This window comes from Tindallia texcoconensis (assembly GCF_055383815.1).
Map to the genome: position 1 here is coordinate 1,677,089 of NZ_AP042431.1, position 23,001 is coordinate 1,700,089.

The 23,001-nt window shown below is 46.7% G+C and carries 9 protein-coding genes; 8 read left to right on the plus strand and 1 reads right to left on the minus strand.

The window, feature by feature from the left end; genetic code table 11:
• Window positions 1–172: 172 nt before the first annotated feature.
• A complete protein-coding gene (locus ACZ47N_RS07645; RefSeq protein ID WP_464885970.1) occupies window positions 173–2,707 on the minus strand; it encodes a hypothetical protein in 2,535 nt (844 codons plus the stop codon).
• A gap of 260 nt (window positions 2,708–2,967) precedes the next feature.
• Here ACZ47N_RS07645 and ACZ47N_RS07650 point away from each other — a divergent pair, with 260 nt between their 5' ends.
• The 8 genes from ACZ47N_RS07650 (at window position 2,968) to ACZ47N_RS07685 (ending at window position 22,892) form a co-directional block, all read left to right on the plus strand.
• Window positions 2,968–3,486, plus strand: a complete 519-nt coding sequence (locus tag ACZ47N_RS07650) for a hypothetical protein (RefSeq protein WP_464885971.1) — start codon at window positions 2,968–2,970, stop codon at window positions 3,484–3,486.
• 46 nt (window positions 3,487–3,532) lie between these two features.
• The gene (locus tag ACZ47N_RS07655) at window positions 3,533–4,723 is read left to right on the plus strand and encodes an efflux RND transporter periplasmic adaptor subunit (RefSeq protein WP_464885972.1); all 1,191 of its coding nucleotides are present in this window, start codon (window positions 3,533–3,535) and stop codon (window positions 4,721–4,723) included.
• Complete coding sequence (locus tag ACZ47N_RS07660) at window positions 4,720–7,821, plus strand: efflux RND transporter permease subunit (RefSeq protein ID WP_464885973.1); 3,102 nt, start codon at window positions 4,720–4,722, stop codon at window positions 7,819–7,821. The genes ACZ47N_RS07655 and ACZ47N_RS07660 overlap by 4 nt, the downstream gene beginning before the upstream one ends.
• Before the next feature lie 221 nt (window positions 7,822–8,042).
• Window positions 8,043–9,587, plus strand: a complete 1,545-nt coding sequence (locus ACZ47N_RS07665) for a copper amine oxidase N-terminal domain-containing protein (protein WP_464885974.1) — start codon at window positions 8,043–8,045, stop codon at window positions 9,585–9,587.
• 165 nt (window positions 9,588–9,752) lie between these two features.
• On the plus strand, window positions 9,753–16,340 hold the full coding sequence (locus ACZ47N_RS07670; RefSeq protein WP_464885975.1) for an IPT/TIG domain-containing protein: 6,588 nt from the start codon (window positions 9,753–9,755) through the stop codon (window positions 16,338–16,340).
• Between the two features lie 344 nt (window positions 16,341–16,684).
• On the plus strand, window positions 16,685–19,591 hold the full coding sequence (locus ACZ47N_RS07675; RefSeq protein ID WP_464885976.1) for an S-layer homology domain-containing protein: 2,907 nt from the start codon (window positions 16,685–16,687) through the stop codon (window positions 19,589–19,591).
• 151 nt (window positions 19,592–19,742) lie between these two features.
• Entirely contained in the window at window positions 19,743–21,254 is a 1,512-nt protein-coding gene (locus ACZ47N_RS07680; protein WP_464885977.1) for an S-layer homology domain-containing protein, read from the plus strand.
• Window positions 21,255–21,479: 225 nt separating this feature from the next.
• Window positions 21,480–22,892, plus strand: coding sequence for a S41 family peptidase (locus ACZ47N_RS07685; protein ID WP_464885978.1), 1,413 nt, complete (start codon window positions 21,480–21,482; stop codon window positions 22,890–22,892).
• The last annotated feature ends 109 nt before the right edge of the window (window positions 22,893–23,001 follow it).

Genomic DNA, 23,001 nt, shown 5'->3' on the forward strand with positions numbered 1-23,001 from the left:
AAAAGACCGGAAGCAGATCAGCTTCCGGTCTTTTGTATTCACTCCTTTCACTATTCCTAGGAGAGACTCTTGCGTATGATGTTGGTAATCCTATTCACCTTGGGAAGTACCGACATTATCCCAAATCCATGAATGAAAATCTTTAAAGCCCAAGGGCCTAAAGAGCTAAGCCTTAGAGTTCTAAGCTGCGACCCTGAGAGTCTCTTAATTGGGTGGTAACAGAATCCATTAAGACATCTTCTGTTCGTTCTTTCAAATCATCTAGCCAGTTGTTAAGGCTATGGGTATCTACTTCTTGCCAAGCATTGCTATCTCTAGTGAAACTACCATCCAATCGGAGTCGAATATCTCCATCATGGCGGCGGGTAAGGCTAAATTCAAAACCTAATCCATTGAAATTACCTTCATATCGATTAAAGTCTCTTTCCAAGTCCTTCATTAAATCATCGGAGAGAATCTTGCCATTTTCAATGGAAAAGCGGAAAAATGGATCTGATTGGCTAGCATGTTGAATCAATCCATCTACATTGATTCCAGGATACACGGCGTAAATCTCATCCATGAGTTCCTGGAGATAATCACTCTTATCTTCCGGAATCAAATCCTTGAAACGACTCTCGCTGGTAACAATTCTTAGCTCCACATCTCTTCGCAGCAAATCGCCTTCGTAGCTGAAGCTTCGTCCAGCAAAACGGCGTATATTTCGACGTAGTTCTCGAAGTAACTTTTCAAGATCTAAATCCCTTCGGTGGCCAGCACCACTGTGATGATCAAAGTCAAAATCGAGAGTGCCTGACCTCTGGCGGAAAGAAATCATTACGCGGTCTTCTTCCTGGGTGCCATCGCTTCGAATAGTACCTTCCACTTCGGCTTTTTCATCGTACATTTCTCGAATGGCCGCTTGCATGTCTGTAATCCATCTTTGGATAGACCGTTGCGATATTTCATCGAAGGAATCAAAATCTTCGTCAGACACTCGGACACGAAGCCGATATCGTTGGTCTCGAAGGCGAGACAAGTATATCTCTGTATAGACACCCGTGAAATTGCCATATCGATCTTCGAGATATCGCTCCATTTCACCGATGGATGTAATGCGTTCGTAAGGCCGAACAACAGGCTTCCTTTCAATGTCTTGGACTTCCTCTCGTAGTTGGGCAACCTTAGAACGAAGGGTTTCCACTTCGCTTTCTTTCTGACGCAACTGGCTGACCATGGTCATATGTTCTGAAGGATAAGCCGCCGGGTTCATGCCAAAAACAATTCTGCCAGAGGATTCCTGAATATGAAGCATCAGATACAAGGCATCTGCCAGTTCTCCAGCCGGTACATAAAGGGACGGATTTCGTTGAAACATGGTTTCCTGACTGGAAAAAGGGACACCATCCACGGTCATCATTAGGGGCATCATCCGTACTTGTTCACGAAACTGGTTGCGGGAAGGCGGGTCTTCTTGGGATGAGTCTCTGGCAGCCGCTGTTTCGTACCATTGGCCATCCTGCCACCAACGATCTCGCTCCCAGTAGTTGCTATACCGCTGATTTTCAAATTCGTCCTGCCATCGATCTAAATCATAGCGGTCAAACCAGTCGGAAGGATCTCGCTCCCAACCATAAAGACTACCGTTTTCCAGTGCAAATATTTCTCGGACTCGGCCACTGTCTTCTTCTACCAAGCGACCATAAATATAGATGTCGGCAGCTTCTTCTTCCGTTAAGGCCGCCAATTCCATCAGATATTCTCGTCGCTGGGTAAGGCTCCAATCATCATAACGAGACAAATCTCCTCTATCTGGATAAATCAGCAAATCTGCATTGTCATAATCTCCCTGAAGTCGATACGTGAAACGAACACCGTTATAGTCACCTAGCTCACGAAGCAGAAGTCGCTGCAAATGAGAAGCAGAAAACAAATCATCCTTTTCTTTATCCTCATCTCGGTTAAGCATATGAACAGACAGGCGACCTGGTACGCCGTAGAGAGATCGGAAGCTAAGAATGCTCTCTCGTTCCTCATTAATGGAAACCACAGACCCTTCTAGCTGAGCCTCTTTATCATACAACACCAAGATAGCATCGTACATCTCTTCCAACCAAGCAATAATGCTTCGACGGTCCATGTTTTCAAAGGAAGAACGATCCTTGTCAATAATTTCCAAGGTTAATCGAAACTCGCTATCCGACCGCTCTCTCAAAGAAATATCCACAGGCATTCCACGTAGGACACCAAAATAATCCTGAAGAAATACTTCCAGATCATGGCGGGTTTGAATATCATCCCGATACTCACGAATCCGTTTGGTAACCTGCTGAGGTTTTTCTTCTAGCCGCTCTTTCAAAGCAGCTTGGTGAGCCTTTAAAGCCTCCATTTCATAGGAGGTTCTAGCCAACTCTGCAGCCCAATAAGAAACCCCTTCATCCTTTACAGGACTGCCAGTCTCAAGGGCCAGCCAGCCTTCGGATTCGTCATAGGAAGCCGTAAAACCCATGAAAGGAGCCAAGGTATCCACGGGTAGATGCCATTGCCCCTCAAGAAAAACAGGTTCTACAGCCACTGGGACTTCCCAGTCATCCAAAAAAACAGCCATATCCATGGTTTCCATGGTGACTTGCCGTGGATAGCTATTTACAGCTGCAACAGGCAGAGTCCAAGGGACCAATAATAAAAAAGATAACCCTAATAATAGAACACGAGAAATTTTTTTCATAAAACCACCACCCTTCCTAGGATTCTTTTCTTATTAGTTTATCACAAAATACCAATAAATCCATCTTTAAAAACCCTGGTGCCTAGGCCCTAACTTTTGGGACGGATGGATTGTTGTGAACAAATATGTCGAAATAAACCATTGCTCTGTTCACTTTTGGGATTCGATGTGTTAAAATGGTGCAAGTCATAGTAAAAACAAAAGAAGAAATGTCCCACCATTCAGATAAAGGCAAAAAATGAAAACGAAGAGGTGTCACGATGGTAGTGAGGAATCTGAAAAAATATAAAATACAATTTCTAGTCACCTGGATGCTGTTGATGATGGTTTCCGGACTGGTATTGTTTACGGAGTTCTCCCTGACGGATGAAGTAGCATCTCCCGTAGAAACTAGAGAAGGCCTTCTAGACAGGTATCAAAACTGGGGAGAAGCCCACCAGCTCCATTATTTAGAACGATACCAGTCCGTAAGAGATGTAAATCGGCGTTTGGTAGCACATTTGCTTCAGCCTAGGTCCGAAAACATGGAAATAATGGAGGCCACTGCTGGCCATGGGCGAAACGACGAAAGACTATTGCTTTACTTGAAACTCACCGGATCCCAGCGACAAGACAATCAGGCACCGCCTATTGCTTATCTTTGCTTCGCAGAAGCACATCCAAACCCACCAGAAAAGCGAAGCAGGCAGAGCGTCGTAGAGCAAACCAATCGGGTGAAAAACATCGACCTTCACCAAATACAGGGCTTAAGAGGACCGCCTCAAGTGGTTTTAACGTAAAAGCATCAAACAAGAAACAGTAGAATAAGAGATGGAGGAATTGAAATTGAATAGGAAGAAACAAATCCCAATGGATAAGAAGGCTCTGTTGTTGCTTTTAGCAGCCCTAGCCTTGTTTTTAAATGGCTGTGGAAGAACAGATGTGGCGGAGGCAGAAAGCCCTCAACGGCCAGTGATTGTGGAAGCAGTCGAAACAGAAGAAATTCGAAAAGAATTGGAAATAAGCGGAAATGTCAAACCATCCCAGATGGTACGAGCCGGTTTTAAAGTAGAAGGATTGATCGAACACTCCTACGTAGAAGCAGGAGATCGGGTAGAAGCAGGACAACGGCTTATGCGATTGGAAACCCAGGATTACGACCTAAATGTAGACGCTACGTTGGCTAAATACGAAGCCCTGCGTCGCAAAGCCGACAGTGCCATTCCCTCGAAAATCAACCAAGCCCAGGCCCAACTGGACTATATTGAAGCCCAGTACCAACGAATGACCACCCTTCATGAGCAGGGAGTGGTTTCTTCCAAAGACCTGGAAGAAGTAGAAACCAAATATACAGTGGCTCAGAATCAGTACCAGGAAGCCATGGATGCCTACGACATTACAGAAAAAGAATTGCGACAGGTAGAAAGAGCCCTGGATCTGGCTCAATCCAAATTAGAAGATACGGTGCTGACCAGCCCCATAGCTGGAACGGTTTTAAAAACCACGTTTGAAGCAGGAGAAACCATTGCTCCAGGCCATCCAGCCGTTATTCTTGGGGTCTTGGATACCATGGAAGTAGAGATTGGCGTACCAGACACCATTATTAGCCGAATCGCCATTGGAGAAAGTGTTTCCGTATACCTCTATGGCTTAGATCAGGAAGTGGAAGGAAAGATCACCAATATAGACCCTATGGCAGACCAGAAAACCAGAACCTTTGGAGTACAAATAGAAATCGACAATAGCCAAGGACAAATTCGTCCCGGTATGTTGGCCAAGGTTTCCTTAGCCTCCAGTGAAGTATCGGCCATTATGGTGCCGGTGAATTGTGTAAACAACTTGCCAGAGGCTTCCTTCCTGTTTGTATACAAAGAAGATGGCACCGTGGAACAACGCACCGTAGAACTGGGAGAGATTTACGGCGACCGCATTCAAGTCCTCGGTGGCCTTGAAGAAGGCGAAGAAGTAGTCATAGACGGCCAATATCAGCTGACGGACGGCCAGACCGTTACGGCTAGAAAGGCTGATGCCCAATGACAAAATGGTGCATGGAAAACCGAAGCCTGGTTTTTGTTCTCTCCCTGTTTGTATTTTTCTTTGGATTGGCCACCTATGTGACCATGGAACGCCAAGAAAATCCAGAGGTTGTGGCACCTGGTGCCACGGTTAAAACCATCTATCCTGGAGCGACGCCAGAAGATATCGAAAAGTTTATTGTAAAACCCTTGGAAGAAAAAATTGATGAAATCACCGATGTGGATCAAATTCTTTCTTACTCTCTGGACAACGTTGGTGTGATCATTGTTCGTTTGGAAGACCTTAGCGACGATGACATCAACGAAGCGTGGACAGAACTCCATCAACGAGTAGGAGAGGCGGATCTTCCAGAGCAAGCGTGGGATCCGGAAATTGACACGGATCTTATTGATACCTATGGTATGTTGGGTGTTCTCAGCAGCCCCCATCATGAAGACCGACAGATAAAAACCTACGCCGATGAAATAAAAGAGGATCTGGAACGAATCGATGGCGTATCCGTCGTAGATATCAATGGATTTACAGAAGATGAAATTAAAATCAAGTTAGACCTAATTCGCATGAGAAATATGGGCATTTCAGTCACAGACATTGGAACCGCCTTGAAAGCACGAAACGTTAATATCCCTGGTGGAAACCTAGACCTTTCTGGATTACGGATCCCCGTCACCATTACTGGGGAATACCAGAACGCCGAGGAAGTCAGCAATACCGTCGTAGGCATGTCGGAGGAAGGCAATATTATCTACCTGCGAGATGTAGCCCAAGTCGTAGAAACCATGGGGGAGCGGGAAACCTATGTGGCTGGAAACGGTGAAAACGCATTGCTGCTCAGTCTAAAGTATGCAGAAGGCCAAAACATCGTCCGAGTTGGAGAAGAAATCCGAGAATACATGGATGAAAAACAACAACAATTACCAGAAGGCATGGAAATCACCGTCATTACCGATCAAGCAGATTATGTGAACGATGCCATTAAAACCTTCCAGCGCAACTTGTTGTCCGCTGTGATTCTAGTGGTGTTGGCTGTTATGATATCCATGGGAGCAAAAAGTGCCTTGGTAGTATCTTCTGCCATCCCCATTACGGTCATGGCCACCTTTGCTTTTATGCGATTTACGGATATTATTTTGCATCAAGTATCCATTTCCTCGCTTATTTTATGCCTTGGCCTTATGGTAGCCAACGCTATTGTAGCCAACGATAGTATGTACCTATATATGAGCAAAGGCATGGATAAGAAAGAGGCGATTATTCATGGAATTCGGGAAGTGAGAATCCCGATTCTAACCTCAACCTTAACCACCGTAGCATCCTTTATGCCACTGCTTATGATGGAAGGTGTCGCTGGTAAATTTGTTCGCAGCCTACCTATTTTAGTAACCGTAGCCTTGCTGTGTTCCTTCCTGTTGTCCATTACAGTGATACCAGCCATGGGATATACCTTTCTGACCACAGAGGCCGTTGAACGACAGCAAAAAAACAACGGTAATGGCAAAGGTGCTTTGCAGCGTATTCAAGGAAAACTCTTACAGGTGTATCGAGCTTTCTTGGACCATGCCTTAAAAAGACCAAAAATCGCCATCTCCTTAGCCATGATCATGCTGATTTTAAGTGGCATGGTGGTACCAACCCTGGGACTGCAGTTATTCCCTTACGTAGAACGAGACCAGTATGTCATCGACGTAATTATGGCAGAAGGCAGCAGTTTGGATAAAACCCGCTTGACAGCTGAACAGATCGAGGAGATCCTATCAGAAGAGGAGAGCGTCGACACCTTTATGAGTAAAACCGGGGATGGGATCCCTAAGTTTTACCCATCCTTTGTGCCACACCAAATAGCCACCAATCGATCACAGTTTATTGTCAATGGAAGAATTGACACCATGGATCAAGTCCATCGACGGTTGGAAGAAAACATTCCTGGTGCTCGGATCGAAGTAAAAAGATTGGAAAATGCCGTGCCCGTAGGTTTGCCAGTACAGGTACGCATTAGCGGCGAAGACATAGATGTTCTCCGAAACACCGCCAATGAAGCCAAAGAAATCCTGCGAACCATTGACGAAGGCCATCATGTTCAAGATGACTATGGCAATGAAGTGCTGAAAATGGTGGTAGACGTAGAACAGGACAAAGCCAGCATGGTTGGCCTTAGCACCTACGACGTGGCCAGTACGGTTCGTATGGCCCTCAACGGAGTGGAAGTGACAAAAATCAAACCCAAGGATTCAGAAGACGACATCCCAGTGGTTATTCAAATACCTACAGAAGAAAGAAGCCGAGTAGAAGTGCTGGAAAACATTTTTCTCACCTCTCAGATTACTGGTGAAAACATCCCACTGCAACAGGTGGCCAGTATCCAAAACGAATTTAGTTTGAGTAGAATCTTGAGACGAGACCGAGATCGGACCATTACAGCAGGCTTGTATCCAAGGACTGGTGTTTCAGCAGCGGAACTTTTGGATATTGTAGAAGAACGAATGGAAGAAGCAGACTTTCAAGTGCCCCATGGATACACCTTGGAATACGGTGGAGAAAACGAAGACCGGGCAGAAGCCTTCGAGTCTCTGGTAGGACCATTCTTCCTAGCCATGGCCTTGATCTATATTATTCTGATGTTCCAGTTTATGGACCTCAGACAGCCCCTTATTATCATGGGCACCATTCCCCTCTCCTTTATTGGAGTTATATGGGGGCTAAAAATAACCGGATATCCCCTGGGCTTTATGGCCCTCATGGGAACCGTCAGCCTCATGGGAATCGTGGTGAACAACGGGATTGTCCTGCTAGATTATATCAATCTACTGGTGGGCAAAGGCAAAGACGTAGATGAAGCCATTGGCGAAGCATGCGAAACAAGACTAAGACCCATTATGATAGGGATGATTACCACCGTCATTGGACTAGTCCCTATGGCCTTGTTTGGAGGAGACCTATGGGCTCCATTAGCCTATGCCATTATCTTTGGTTTGGTGATTTCCTCTATGCTAACCACCTTAGTGATTCCAGCAGCCTTTAAAGTTGGGTATAATCGGAACCCAGCCAATACCCTGATTGGAAGACTCTTTTCACCGAAAGATAAAACCGTAAAAGAATAAGCCCAATACCAAAGATACAACTAGTCCCTCAAAGACTCCGGAGAAATTGCTCCGGAGTCTTTGCTTTTCCTTTCCGACTAACAAGACGCGAAGCGTCTTTTTTATGTCATCACTCTGTAAATTGACTTTCTGGTTCTAAAAGGGTATACATAAAGTATGGAACCAAACAACCAAACAATCAAATCAAAAGAAGGAAGAAACAGTGAGAGAGGAAAATAACGATGAAAATAACGAAGAAAATCCCATTGATCATGGTACTGTTGTTGGTGACTCTGACAACAAGCATTCTTTTGGCCCTTCCCCAAGAAACCATGGCACAATCTCCCGTTACCATCATTATAGATGGGGAAATCCTTGGTTTTACAGACAGCACAGGCAGACCCTTTATCGATGAAAACAATCGGACACTGGTGCCCTTTCGGGTAGTCCTAGAAACCTTTGGTGCTCAAGTCCGCTGGGATCCAGAAAATAGGAAGGCCGTAGCTCAAAAAGACAATACCCTAGTAGAAGTTCCCCTAGGACAATCCTATATTGTGGTGAATGGAGAGACCATTCCTAACGATACCCAAGCTGTGATTGCAGAAGATGGAAGAACGTACCTGCCCATCCGAAAAGTTCTGGAAGCTTTTGACGCCTTGGTTCACTGGCAGGAAAGCAGTCAAACCATTTTTGTGGCCAGTCCGCCGCCTCCGGGTTCAGAAGTCTTTCCGGAAGAAATTCCGCCAGAACCCCTAGAACCAGAATCATCAGAGGAGGAAAAGGATGCTTCGATTTCTCAAAGACTAGAAGAACGGCTAAAAAGACGGAATGCCTCCGAAGAACAGGAAAAACAGAGGTTGACGACTGCCTTAGAGGAAAACACCACCCTTATTCGAGATCCGGCCTTGTTCACCCTCTATGCCTTTATGAATTATACGGGCTATGAAGAAGAAAATAATCCGGCAGGGTTTCATCCAGTACGCAAAGCCATATTGAAAGACCTGAAATCCATGGATTTACAGTTAACAGAACCCAGATACTATCGTCAAAAGGGCCTACCTTATAGCCAATACATCTCCGCTTTGTCAGAAATGGATAACCGGTTACGATACAAAGAACCTCGAAGGATTCAAGCCTTGCTACCAGAACTGGCAGAACTGGATCAACGGTTACAGGAATTTTCAGAGCAGGCAGATATTCTTACCCTCTACGAAAAATATCGGGAAGAATACCTGCAGGCCATTGCCATGTATCATCCAGAAATGTATGCGTTTCTGGCCCAATACACCCAATTTCTCCGGGTATCCCCTCGGGAAGTGCCAGAATTTTACTTTGTCGTCAATTTACAGGAATCCTACTGGCGTGGCTATTTTCTGGTAGAAAATTACGGCCCTTTAGACAATGCTTCGATCATGGTATTAGGACCTTCGGATCAGATGAATCACCGCTTATTGGCCCATGAATACTTGCACAGCATCATAACCCCCATTCATGCTGATCTGGCAGAAGAGATTGAAACACTTTCACATATGATGCGTCAGGTACCGCGGGGAAGTCAGGCCCGTAACGCCGTTTACGACACATGGTTCACTATCTTCGACGAATCCATGATCCGCGCCCTAGATAGCTGGTTTGTTAACACCAACCAAGAAGAACTGATTCGTCAGGAAGTCGAAGCAGGCTTTATTCTAACGGAATATTTCTATCATCGTTTCCAAGAAGACTGGGAAGATTTTCATGGAACCCTGGAGGACTTCATCCGAGAGATGATCCGGGATTTACAGTAAAAATTCCCTCTCTCCTGGCGGGGGAGGGGGAAGGTGAAGGGGGACTAATTTCCCCTTTCTCCTTTATAAGAACATAAATTTTGCCGATAATACTACATAGTGGTATAATTTTTTAGGAAGCATACCAGAAAATAAGAAATCTAAAATACCGGAGGAACGCACCCTATGACTATAAACCGCCACCAAAACCAATTTCGAAAAAGATTTTCTCATAAAAAAAGGATTCAACCCCGCCGGGCCATAGCCGGGATACTTTTGGTTGCGTTCTTTGTTTCCATTCTGCCCGTGGCCCCCAACCAAGGCTTTGGCATGCTCACCGCCCAAGCCATTGATCTGGAAAGACCCACGGTGACTATCCGAACTGAGCTCACGGCTTTTGATCAAACAGGAAAAAACATTAGCGTCAATGAACCAGAATCTGTTGGCTCTGTTAATCGAAGCCTTGAAGTGGAAGACACCTCAGAAGGAGTCTATACCATACCAACAGGAGATTTGAGTTATGGCATTGGTGCTACCACCCAGGGGGAGCTTCCGGAAGATTTTGAAAACATTGAAAGTCTAACCATTACATTTTACCAAGAATTACCAGATGGCACTTTGGAGAGAACCATTAAAACATATGAAAACATCCGAGAAAACATGCCTCGGATTACTGGTATTGACAAGCCGATTGTGTCCGACGATGAAATGATTGTGATCAACAGCAATGAAACGGACATTACCAACTTAGCAGACAATAACTTTATTGTAAATGTAGGACCTACAAAAGCTAAGGTTATTACAAATGCTGACTCCCCAGCAGGGGATGGTCTATCGGATAAACAGATAGGTCTGATACCCGATGAAGGGAGTTTTACTGGTGGGGTATCGGATATTGTGGTACAGCGATTAACTGTAAAAGATCCCACGGATGATAATTCTCTTCGAAACGTAGATACCTATCGAAGAGCTGTTACGATTATTACAGATTTAGAACTGGATGGCATAGAGATGTTTCCTACCATGGGCCGGGTTGGCAGTCAGGTAGAATTTACCCGAGGAAATATGTCACCCAATGGATACGATGTTTATTTTGTGGAAAACCTAAGTAATATCAATCTGTTTAATGAAGAATCAAAAGCAAAGCCAGTAAGCCCGCCGGTGGAAGTAGATGATCAGTGGATCTATACCGTAGAAGTGCCGGGTGTTCGTGCTGGACGGGATTATTTTGTGGTCCTAACACCACCGAATCGACTGGATACCCGTTATGTCATGGATAGTCAGTTCCGAGTCATAGAAATTGAAGATTCACCGACCTTGGAAGGCTTTGATCCTACCAGTGCTTCAACACGTCGGCCTACAGAAGTCCAGCTTTGGGGTTCCTATTGGACTCGCCTGGCAGTGCCAGGGTTAGAAGACTTTGTCTTGGAAGGGGATGATGGTGGTGGAGACTTTGATCCAGCCACGGCCATCCGCTTTAAAATAGGCGGAGAGCTTTACGACCATATTCCGGAAGGAGAGTCTGTAGAAACTCTGGTCATCCAGTATGAAGGATCCGGTGATTTTCGTTTTAGCGATGACGGAGACGAATATAAGATTCTTTCGGTTGAACGACGCTTCCGGGTCTATATGGGCCAAGATCTTTCTATCCATGAATTTACCCATAACAGCAGACAGGATGGATTTGAAGATGGCCAAGGAGCCGACAACTCTCTGAAAGTCAGAACCAGAGACTTTAGTGATGACCAGGCAGGGCCGGTGCCCGTAGAACTGGAAGTAGAGACGACGATTCGTATAGATGATAATCTAGATGGAGAAAGGGTGCTGAGTTTGAGGGAAAACCTCACAGCACCTGGCAATTTTACCTATATCCCCTCTACGGAACAACCAGAGGTGACGGATATTGTGCCTACTATCTTCCCCCTGCAATCCCCACCTATCGGGGCCACAGGATATCTTAACGAACGAATCGGCTCCTTGCAAGTAGTCATTCGTGGAGAAAATTTTCTAGTGACCCGCTATGAAGACGCAGGTGGCCAGGATCAAATCGTCCAACCTAGGGTAGATCTGGGAAGTACCATTATTGATCCTTTGCTGGAACCAGGCGAAATCGACGGAAATCGCTATGGCCCTACTAAATTCGAAGTGCTACAGGGTGGCACGGTGGTGGATGGGAAAGGAGCCAACCAGATTGGTGACACCATTGTCATGATCCTGGAAACCGGAACAACTGGCTTTCCAGTTGCCAACATTACTAATCAGGATATCCGCATCAGCAATCCTCGCCGTGAAAGCAACGAATACGATGCTTTTGTACGGTTTGAAAATATGGTTGATTTCATTTATGTAGACCCGAACCAATACCCTCGTATTACCAGCGTGGAACCCAATTTGGTAGCCATGGAAGGCGGCGTGCCGGTTCGGATTGATGGCAGTCAGTTACGTTCTGATGCCAGATTGTATATTGGTGGCGAGGAAGTCACCACTATTACGGATCGAAGCTTAGAGCATATCGAATTCATGGCTCCACCAGGAGAAAGACCTGGCGAGACTCAGCTCCAAATTATCAATCCAGAAGGAGGCATTGCCACCCATCCCTTTACCTATACAGAAACCGACACTAATCCAGTGCTGACCAGCGTCACACCGGACAGAGGCACAGAAAATACCCTGCTGACCCTAACAGGAAGTGACTTTTTTCGGCCAGATCCTACCATTGTGGTCGACGACCTTGATGACATCGATGCTTTTTTAATGAACCGTCTCATCGGAAGCAAGGTTGAAATAGCCGGCCGGGATATCAACCGTTACAATCGGGATGGTACACGCATTGCTTTAACAGAATATCACGCACCGGAAAAAACCATTGAAGAACCAGTGTTTGTCTACTTATCTGATACAGACCGTTGGCGAACAGGCAACGGCTTTGACAGTGTGATTTTTGTTAATGAATCTGCCGACCCGGATGCACCCGTCCATTTTTTCCGCTTAATTCGTAACCGACAAAATCAGTACTATCTGGAAGATGGCGCCGCCAATTCCTGGCGTATTCGTTACAACAAAGAAGAAGAACAGTTTGAAGGAGTGGAAGAAGGCGGGAATGTGGCGATTCAGCAACTCCAAAACGGAGTGCTGGAAATAGACGGAATGACCCTAAGAGCCTATACTCCTTATGCAGTAGAGAGAGTTGGAAGTTACGACCGGATCACCGGCAATCGGGTACAAGTTCTGGGCAGTAACGAAATTCATGCCCGGGTCCCTAATATGATGGGAGCCGACTGGGCTGGTCCCGGTACCTATGATGTGTCTGTGGTGAATCCAGACACACAAAAAGCAACACGGCAAAATGCCTTCACCTACTTGGGAGAACCTAAAAACATTCCTGCCCTTCGAGATATTGTACCGGAATTAGGCCCAGATAGTGGTGGCAATCTAGTCACCTTAAAATTAGATGAAGCCGTAACCGACGCTTCTTTTACGGAAGGGATTCGTATGTTTATCGGCTCCCAGGAAGTACCTCGGGCCAATATGAACTTGTCCGTAGATGGTCGGGAGATTGTGTTGACGGTGCCGCCTTATGCCGGTAATTTACAGCAGGAAGGGCAGCGAGAAATCACCCTGCCCTTAACCTTGTTAAACTCCGACGGAGGAACCTTCAGCGTAGACTACGATAATCCCATCATCGTAGAGAGGGTTCAGCGGGATGCCGACGGAAATGAACAAACCATTCAGAAGGAACTATTAGGCTATACCTATGTGGTGCCTACCAGTAATCCGGAAATAAACCGAATTGTTCCAACGGCTGGATCCGCAGCTGGAGGCTATACCGTAGAGATCTTCGGAGTGGATTTCAGGGATTTCCGCCGTATCCGGGATGAAGACGGGAATCTGATTGAAACGATTACCGCCAATCCAGATATAACCCGTCCCTCCCGTTATGATTCAGAATTTGATGTCCTCTTGGACGACCTGTATCCCAGGGTATTTTTTGGAACAGAAGAAGCCGAACTGGTAGAATTTGACGGGGAGTTCCTAAGGGTTATCGTAGGGCCCAATGATGGCACCGTGCCAGTGTATATCGTCAACAACGATGCCGGCATTTCCAATACCGTTAACTTTAGTTTTGAGAGTTCAGACCCACGTATTACCAGTGTGAACCCACCACAAGGAGATCGGCGAGGAGGCACCTCTGTAGAAATAAGGGGTCAGGCTTTAGAAGAAGACTTGGTAACGCTAATGACCAAAGAATACGAAGAAAACAGCCCTCTTGTTTCGGTACGGGAAGAAGATACTCGTCTAACCCGTGTCAGAGTAGGGAATCGAACCAATGCAGATTTACCGCGGGAGCATGAAAACAGTGGAGTGATTCAAGTAAACCGAACTCGAGTCACCTTGGAAGACGGCCTTCGATTTGATTATAATTCAGGGGATGGCGGCGTCCTAAAGGCTCAAATTACAGATCAAGGAAACACCTATCACCATGAATACCTTGGATTTGGAGCTGGCGAGGAGGTCTTTATCAATACCAGAGATTTAACCCGGGAAGAAGATGGAGAAACCATCCAATACCCTTATGAAGAATTGGTGCGGCTGGAAATTAGGAATCGCCGACTATTTGTAGAAGGTGGCTATGCCCCGGAAGTAGCCCATCGGAATCAAGGTCATATCGTGGCCACTATGCCTTCCTATTTTACCACTGGCCGCGTAAGGCTATCCGTCATCAATCCAGATGGGGGAACCGCCAATTCGGATTTTGAATATATCACACCAGATAGTAACCCAGTGATTACCAATATTTTAAGAGAAGGCCGAGAACCGGTTAGAGAAACTCGGGAAGGATATGGGGAAGTCATGCTTCAAAAAGTATCTCAACGAGGGGGCAATATTATTCGGGTGGTTGGAACCGACTTTAGGGAAGATGCCACCATTCGCATAGGAGATATTCTAACCATTGGCCCAGACCATCCAAATCGAATGGAAGATGAGTTGCCTAATCAGCTAGTATTTGAATTGCCAGAACTGCCGGAGGCCACCATCGACAACCTCTATCGAATCGTGGTCACCAACTTTGATGGAGCATCCGCCAACTCAGAAGAAGCCCTTTATCAAGGAGAAGAATCCATCGCCATTTACCTGGAAGTCATTCGAGGAGAGTCCAATCCACGATTGGATACGGTCACCCCCAATAAAGGTCCGGTCACCGGTGGAACTCGACTTACGATCAGAGGAAATGATTTCCGCCAGGAAATGGATGGCCATAGCGATCCCATTGGGGTCCTATTTGGAGAAGCTCGGGTAGACGAAGACTCCGGCGATGTAGAATATGTGGATTACCGCCAACTAGAAGTGGTGGCGCCGGAGAGTCCAAGGTTTGGGACGGTAAGGGTTCGGGTAGAAAACCCGGATGGCGAATTGAGCCTGCCCCCCGGCGAATTCCAATACATCAGTCAGCCCAACATCGAAAGCGTAGACCCACCACGGATTTTTGCCAACGATATGGATACCGAGATTACATTAACTGGTGAAATGTTTATGAACGGAGCCCAGGTGATTTTGGGAGGAAGACTGGTACCCATCAATGAAGTAACCGACGACATGGAGGTTCATGGGGAAGGGATTCGAGGCGTGGACGAAGACGGAAAAAACCGAGTATTTGCCGTTGTTGGTGGCGTTGCTGCCAATACGGTTAACGTGGAAAGTGAAAACGTCATGCGGGTTCAGTTCCCAGAAACCTTAGATCTGGAACATGATGACCTGATCATCCTTAATCCGGATGGAGGTTTGTCTGATCCAGACGATGCCCCAGACTTCGACTACGATATACCAGTACCAGATGCACCACTGGTAGTAGAAGCCGTACCTGGATCAGAAGGAAGTATCCACCTGATTTGGTCCAAATCCGATCCAGGTGTTTTGAACGCCGCAGCCAGTTACGAAGTATACGGCAAAAGAAGTGCAGAAAGAGAATACACCTTTATCGCAGAAGCCAATGACGCCGACTACCTGGTGCGAAATCTGGAGCCAGATACCCGCTACGACTTTCGGGTAAGAGCCTTGAATGAATACGGCAGTGCTATTGAATCCGGGGAAACCAGCGCACGAACCTTACATCCAGATGAAGATCCAAAACTGGAAGAAAAGCTGGAAGAACTGGATCGGCAGCGGGAAGAACAGGAAACCCGAGGCAAAGAAGAAGTGGTCAATGGCACCTTGGTGCGTACCATCGGCAGTCGAGAAATTCCAGAGGGCCTATCGCCTTATGTGATCGATTTCTCCGGTGCAAACTACAGCCGCCACAAGGACTTTGTCGTAGCCTTCCCAGTACAATCCTTGCCGGGCATGGATCGAGAAGTGGTTATTACCGATGGCACCGCCAGCCTGACCATCACACCAAACACCCTCTATACCCGTGATGTCAGCAGCCTTAGTGTAGATGAAAGCCGAGACGGCGTAGCACGGGTTCACTTTACCCCGATGCAAGGCAACGAAGCCAATGCTTTAAACAGTGCCATCGATCGTAGGCAAAGCAGAGCCTCCAGCCCCTATAAGATCGACTTTAGCCTAAAAGCTGGTCGCACCGAAAAAAGCCTCCCCCGACTTTTAGGGACGGCACAGATGAACATAGGCCTTAATACCAGCAGTTACCCAGAGAGTAATAGCGGAAATACCAGCATAGCCACCTACAATCCGGCATCCCATGGTTTCCAAGGAAACAATGGAACAACCACAACCTTGAGAGAAGCCGGCATGTATATGCTTTTGAGAAACAGGTAAAAAGCAGGTGAAGAAGCAGTTGAAAAAGCAGTTAAAAAGCAGTTGAAAAAGCAGTTGAAAAGCAGTTGAGAAACAGGTAAAAAGCAGTTAAAAAGCAAGTTTAAAAGCAGGTTAAAGGGAATAGGGAATAGGTTACAGGGAAAAGAAAAACCCAGGATCTTTCTCCCTTAACGGGAGAAAGGACGTAGAAAAAACCGCTTCCTGCGGGAAGAACCGTAGTTTAAGGGACTGGTGGGGACGCGAGGTTATTTACTCCGCGATTTTCGGGGAAAATTACCTCCGTCCTCACAGTGACTGACAGTGAACATGAATGATCAACTATATCAAGATAAGGAGTCTCAAAAATGGGAACTCAGAATAATCAAATCAAACAACTACATATCAGTAAATCCCCTCTCCCCTGGCGGGAGAGGGTTAGGGAGAGGGGGATCATAGCAAAAACCCCAAAACTCCTCCCCCTGGCCTTAATCTTCATGATCCTACTCACCAGCCTCCTGCCAGTCACCGCCGCTACGCCTTTCACCTCCGTAGACACCTATCGAGGACTTCCAGGAGCCTCCCAACAGGTGAGGGATATGAACTACACCGATATCGGTGGCCATTGGGCAGCCCAGTCTATTTTGGACGTTACCGGCCTTGGCATTATGAGCGGCACCGGCAATCAACAATTTGCTCCTAATCGATCCATCACCGCCGGAGAAGCATTGATGGTACTGCTAAAGGCTCGGGGAATGGAAACAGAGCTGCAAGAAGCCCTAGCGGAACAGGATGCCCTAGAAGTAGCCGGTGTTACCGTTGGTACCGAAGGAGACCGACAGTTAGTAGCCGCCGTAGAACTGGCCCAGCAGGAGAACATCCTGACGGATGAAGAAGCCGACGACCTACTGGAGCTTTCCGATGAAGAAACAGATAGACTAGACAGCCAAGTCAACGATGCCGTAGACGAATATCTATATAGCCAACTAACCTCGCCGGAATTAACAGAACTTGAAAATGCCCTGCGTAACCAGTTGGAAACCCGTAAGGCATGGAATCGTCCGGCCCAACGGCAACAAGTAGCCGCTTGGTTTGCTCGCACCTTGAATCTGGAGCCAGCAGAACCAAGCCAAACACCACAACTGGGCCGCTTCACGGATCGTCGTCAAATAGATGAAAACAAGCGGCCGCTCATCGAAGCCGCCCTGGAGGCTAATTATATCAGTGGCACCAGCGAAACCACCTTTTCCCCTTCAGATCCCATGAGTAGGGCACAAATGGCGGCCCTGATGATGAAGTCTTCCTCCGACTGGCTTCCGCAACGGGGCATTACCCCACGGCAGGGAAAAGTCAGCGATATACGAATGATTGAAACCCCGGACAATCCAGAAAATCGCACACGACAAGTTACCCTTAAGCATCCAGACAATACCTCTGCACTGTTGGAGTTAACTCGCCAAGAAGATTTGCCAGTGCGTCGAACCAATAACCTTTACTTGTCGGATCAAATTTTTGACGGGGATCCAGTGACGTACTATACAACGGAAGAAAACCATGTGAAATACATGACCGTCACCACCAGTTCAGACGGTGAAGCAACTCCTGTTCTCACTGGATTTATTGAAAACATAGATCCGGACACCCGTACCCTGAAACTACGAGACTTTAATGACCGAGAACATCACCTGAAGGTACCACCAGGAACCGGTGTTACCATTAATGGAAGATTGACTCCCTTCCAAGACCTACCCTATGGACTAGAAGTCACAGTTTCTCGATTGGGTAATACCGTCAACAGCATCCAAGGAACCCTGGAAGAAGATCCAGAACGACATGGGTATATTCCACCAGAAAGTCGCTATAAAGTGGGCGATGTGCTCTTTTACGATGAAAACAGCATCGAAATCCAGAATCGAGGCAGTCGGGAAACCTATCAGATCACAAACAATACCCAAATCCTTCGGGATGGCAGTCGGGCACCAGTACATCAGATTCGAACCGGAGACAGAGTGCTGTTACTATTCGACGATATATATAGCCCAGAAGTAGCTACTGTCCGAGTAGAAGACGATGAACGCCATATCGCCGACATGATTCGTGGCACCATCGACTCTGTGGATACCCGAGCTGGCGAAGTGATCCTTCGGGATATCCGGAGATTTGATGAAAACCGATGGGTTCCTCATTCAGATTCCTTGGTTCGCTATAAAACCAATAATGGGAACTTGTTTGACGGAGCCAACCAAGTGCAACTGGCCCAGCTAGACCGCATGAAAGGCCAGCAGGTCTATGCCGCCGTAGAAGAAAGCTACGGTCATCCCCGCATTGCCAAGCTACAAACACAAAATGGCAGCGCCCAAAACTACGACAGCCGTATTCAACGTTTAGAATTTGCTACAGAAGAAATGGAAGTAGATTACAACCGTTTCAACTTCCACCCAGGGACCATTGTGATTCAGAACAATCGACTGGTAGATCGTCTTAACTTGGATGAAAACCAAAACATCTACATGATGGCAGATATGAACCCAACTGGTCGAAACGCTGCCATGATCAGCATTACGGATCAAGGCATTATGGAACCACGGCCCGGAGGGACCCGTTTGGTGCTTTATCAAGCTCGCCTCCAAGACCTATTCGATTATCAGGTGGAACTGGGACGAATTGGTTATCAGTTAGATTATCTTCGATTAAATGAAAACAGATGGGAAAGTTTGAGAAGCGCCCGCAGAGCAAGTTTCAGCGAAGATACCTTGATTTATGACAGTGAATTGGAAGAAGCCATCGATCCAGGTGTTTTTCTGGACACACGATTTATCGACCCACAGGACATCGAAAACGATGAATTGAGAAAGCGAATTGAAGACCGTTTTTACTACGATAAAACCGCCTACTTTCTGATTCGGGAAACAGATACAGGTACTGATACCCACCGGGAAGCCCTAGCCATTAATTTGGCACCAAGAGCTCAGGAGTATGAAGGAGGTGCCATGGCCACAGAACACAGCGCTATGGGAGTAGTAGATGACGTCAACCTAGATGTAGACACCATCACCCTGAACAATGTCCGCAATTGGAACGGCCTTAGTCGAAGATGGGAACCAGTCCGAAGCCGACAGGAATTCGACACCCATACAGCGGTTATTCTTCTGAACGATGACCCTATAACCGCGGAAGAAATGTACCGGATCCGAAGCGGTGCCCAAGCGTATATCATTCAGAACCGCACCGCCTCCAACGACCAGTCCGCCTATGTCATCGTTATTGAACAATAGAATTAAAAACAGTTTAGAGTTAGAGAAGCAGTTAAGCAAGTCCCCTCTCCCTCGACGAAATGCTGATAGCCTGCAAGCCCCCTCACCTCTGGCGGGAGAGGGTTAGGGAGAGGGGGAAAACAAAATCACCAAAGAAAAAGGAGCTTGTCCCATGAAGCAAACCATCGCTACCCTCAAAAACGATATACGACACATCGCGTGCTCCCTGATTTTCATTCTGTTAGCCACTTCCATCACCGCCTTTGCCGAGGAAGCCTCCTTCCAGACTCCTGGCTTCGAAGGCGGCGTTCAGGACCCACGCATCTATCGGGAAATCATCTTTATTACTGGAGAACCAGTGTTGTTGGAAGGAGAACTGACCATTTCCGACAGAGGGGGCAGAATTACGTACAACTATCGAAATTTAGCCAGCGATGACGGTGAAATTACCCTGACTCGAAACGTCACCATGGAAAAAGAAGTTCGGGAAAACGGTGGAGACCAGAAAACAGAAACCTATGAGCTTACCCGTTTTCGAGAAACCATCAATGCCAACGGAAATACCTATCAGTCCGATGAACGAGACAACCAGTGGTCCAAATCCTCCGTGTACCATGCCAAACCTGCCGCCACCTATTTTGCCGGCAATTGGGACGGAAGAAAATATTACCATATCAATGGAGACGAAGGCCGTGTCATCGTAGAAACCCGAGGAAACCGAGTGGGCTACGATCAGCAGTGGAGCAGCATCGACACCCAAACCCTAGCCCATTACATTGATTATGAACATACCAACGGAGATGACGATCCCCTTCGCTGGCAGGGAACCGCTCAAGTACAAGCCTCCCACAATCGAAGCGTTACCCCTCATTATCAGTCCAATGAGCCCACCCTCATTAGCTTTCGAGGAGCCTATCGACTGACAGAACATGAAGACAACGTCTTGAAAGTCAGCTATGACCTTCCACGATTCCAGGGCAATGGCAATCCGACCCGACAGCGAAACCTAGGAACCGATAGCTTTACCTTAGATAGCAATCCTACCAACGAAATGCTAAACATACCAGAAATGAGAGACACCAACGGCCATGCCGCCGAAGAACCCATCCGGTTTCTGGCTAGCCTCAATGCCTTTCCTGCCCATGTAGAAACCTTTGGGCCAGATTTACCCGTAACACGTGGGGAGTTTGCTCGTGCTCTGACCGTTGCCACCGGTCATTCCAAACAAAAACACGAACCAGAACGACGGCCATCCTTTCAGCGGGCAGAACGAGAAGAAACCCTTTTTGCCGATGTAGGCCAAGACCATCCCTATAGAGGCTATATCGAATCCGCCTATCATCATAATCTGATGGCAGGCGTGGATCAAAATCGTTTTGATCCAGACGGAACCATTACCCGGGCTGAAGCCGTTACCATTCTCATAAAAGCCATGGGCTTTCAGCACATGGCACCCATACAACAATACGGCACCGGTTATTTAGATGACGCCCAAATTCCCTTATGGGCTAGAGATGCCGCCTACCTAGCCGGCGAACTGGGCCTGATAACCGATCAGAGCGGGTATTTCCAGCCCCAGCGTCAGTTGACCAAAGCCGATACTGCTATCCTGCTGAAGGATTTTATCGACTACCTGCGAGTAGACCTACGCTACGATTATCGAGAACGTATCCTCAATTTTTAAGCTAGCCATAGGAGGGGATGGTTCATCTGTGTTTGTGCGTTAACACAGAAGAACCATCTTCTTTTGTTGCTCCTTTTAGTGCTCCATGGGTTTTATTGCCATCAAACTCATACTTTTCCACCAGATTCAATTGTCATTAGGCCATACATATCGTATAATAAAGAAATAGATTTTATGAATGTGGGAGAAGACCCTTGTCAGAAACAAGAATAGGATGTGAAACTGGTGAAAAAAAGAACCGAATGCATAACCCTGACCCTGGCGCTGCTGTTACTCTTCAGCGTTTTTGCATTTTCAGCTACAGAAAGCATCCCTGCTCAGGATCAGCCGATCATCCGAGAAGCCATTCTTCGGAATTATGTGACCCCCATAGACCCAGAAAACCTTGAAGAAATCACCCCGGAAAATCTAGAAAATCTTTTGGACGAAAACAGCTACTATCTACCGGCTCAGCAAATGAGAGATCTGGTAGAAGGATTTCAAGGAGAATTTCAAGGCATAGGCATTTACATTGTTGAAGAAGCTGGAAGAGTCATTGTCTCCGAACCAATTCCAGACACCCCTGCCTTCGAAGCCGGAATACTTTCCAATGACCGAATTGTCTACGTGGACGGCGTGCCCACAGCTGCCCTTACCTTAGATCAGACAGTCCGCCGTATCAAAGGACCAGAAGGAACCACCGTGGTTTTGGGCATTCAACGTTCTGGACAGGAGGGGATCTTGGAATTTGAAATAACACGTCAAAGCATACAAATATCCAGTGTAGACCTAGAAATCTTCGAAGATGAAATTGGATATTTAGAAATTCGACAGTTCGGCGAGGACACCACCAAGACCACTAAAAAAATGCTGAAAAACCTAGAAGAAGCAGGTATTGAAAAACTCATCATAGACCTGCGAAGCAATCCAGGAGGCTTATTGAATGAAGGCATTAGCTTTAGTCGATTGTTTATTCCTGCTGGCCCTATTACCCATGTTCGTTATCGAGAAGGCGAAGTTACCTACTCCTCCTTCTATGAGGAAATGCCCTACGACACAGCCGTGATTCTCGTGAATGAAGGCACCGCCAGTGCATCAGAAATTTTTGCCGCCGCCTTTAAAGAGCGGGGAAAAGGCATCGTCATTGGGCAGCCTACCTATGGAAAAGGTTCTGTCCAACGATTATATCCTATGCCTTCTGGCGGAGGGTTTAAATTAACAGAAGCCGCCTACTACAGCCCTTTTCGACGAGCCATCGATGGCCTTGGCATTTACCCAGACATCGACCTCCAACGGTTTCACCCTTCTATTGATCTGGAGGCCCTAAAACCCTTTAATCCAGAGGGGGCGCTTAGGCTGGGAGATGAAGGCCAAGACGTTCTAGGGGCACAACAGCGCTTGGAATACCTGGGCTATGACATTCAAGATGAAGAAGGTGTTTTTCACCTGTCTACCCAACAGGCCATTACAGAATTTCAGGAAAATCAAAACACCTACCCCTATGGAGTTCTGGATTTTTCCACCCAGCGTCGCCTCAATAGAGAATTCCAAAAATGGCTGGTGGCACCAGCCCAAGACCTGCAGCTTACTACCGCCATCAACTACTTAAAAGGCCAGCGTAGCTCCCATGAAAATGCAAAACCAGTGAAAATCAACTAAGAGTTTATAGTGATGAGTTAAAAGTTAAAACCCAGAAGTGCCAGATATAGAAGAAACCGCCCAAGGGTTTCATAATCCTAAATTCATAATAATATCGAAAGGAAGATCT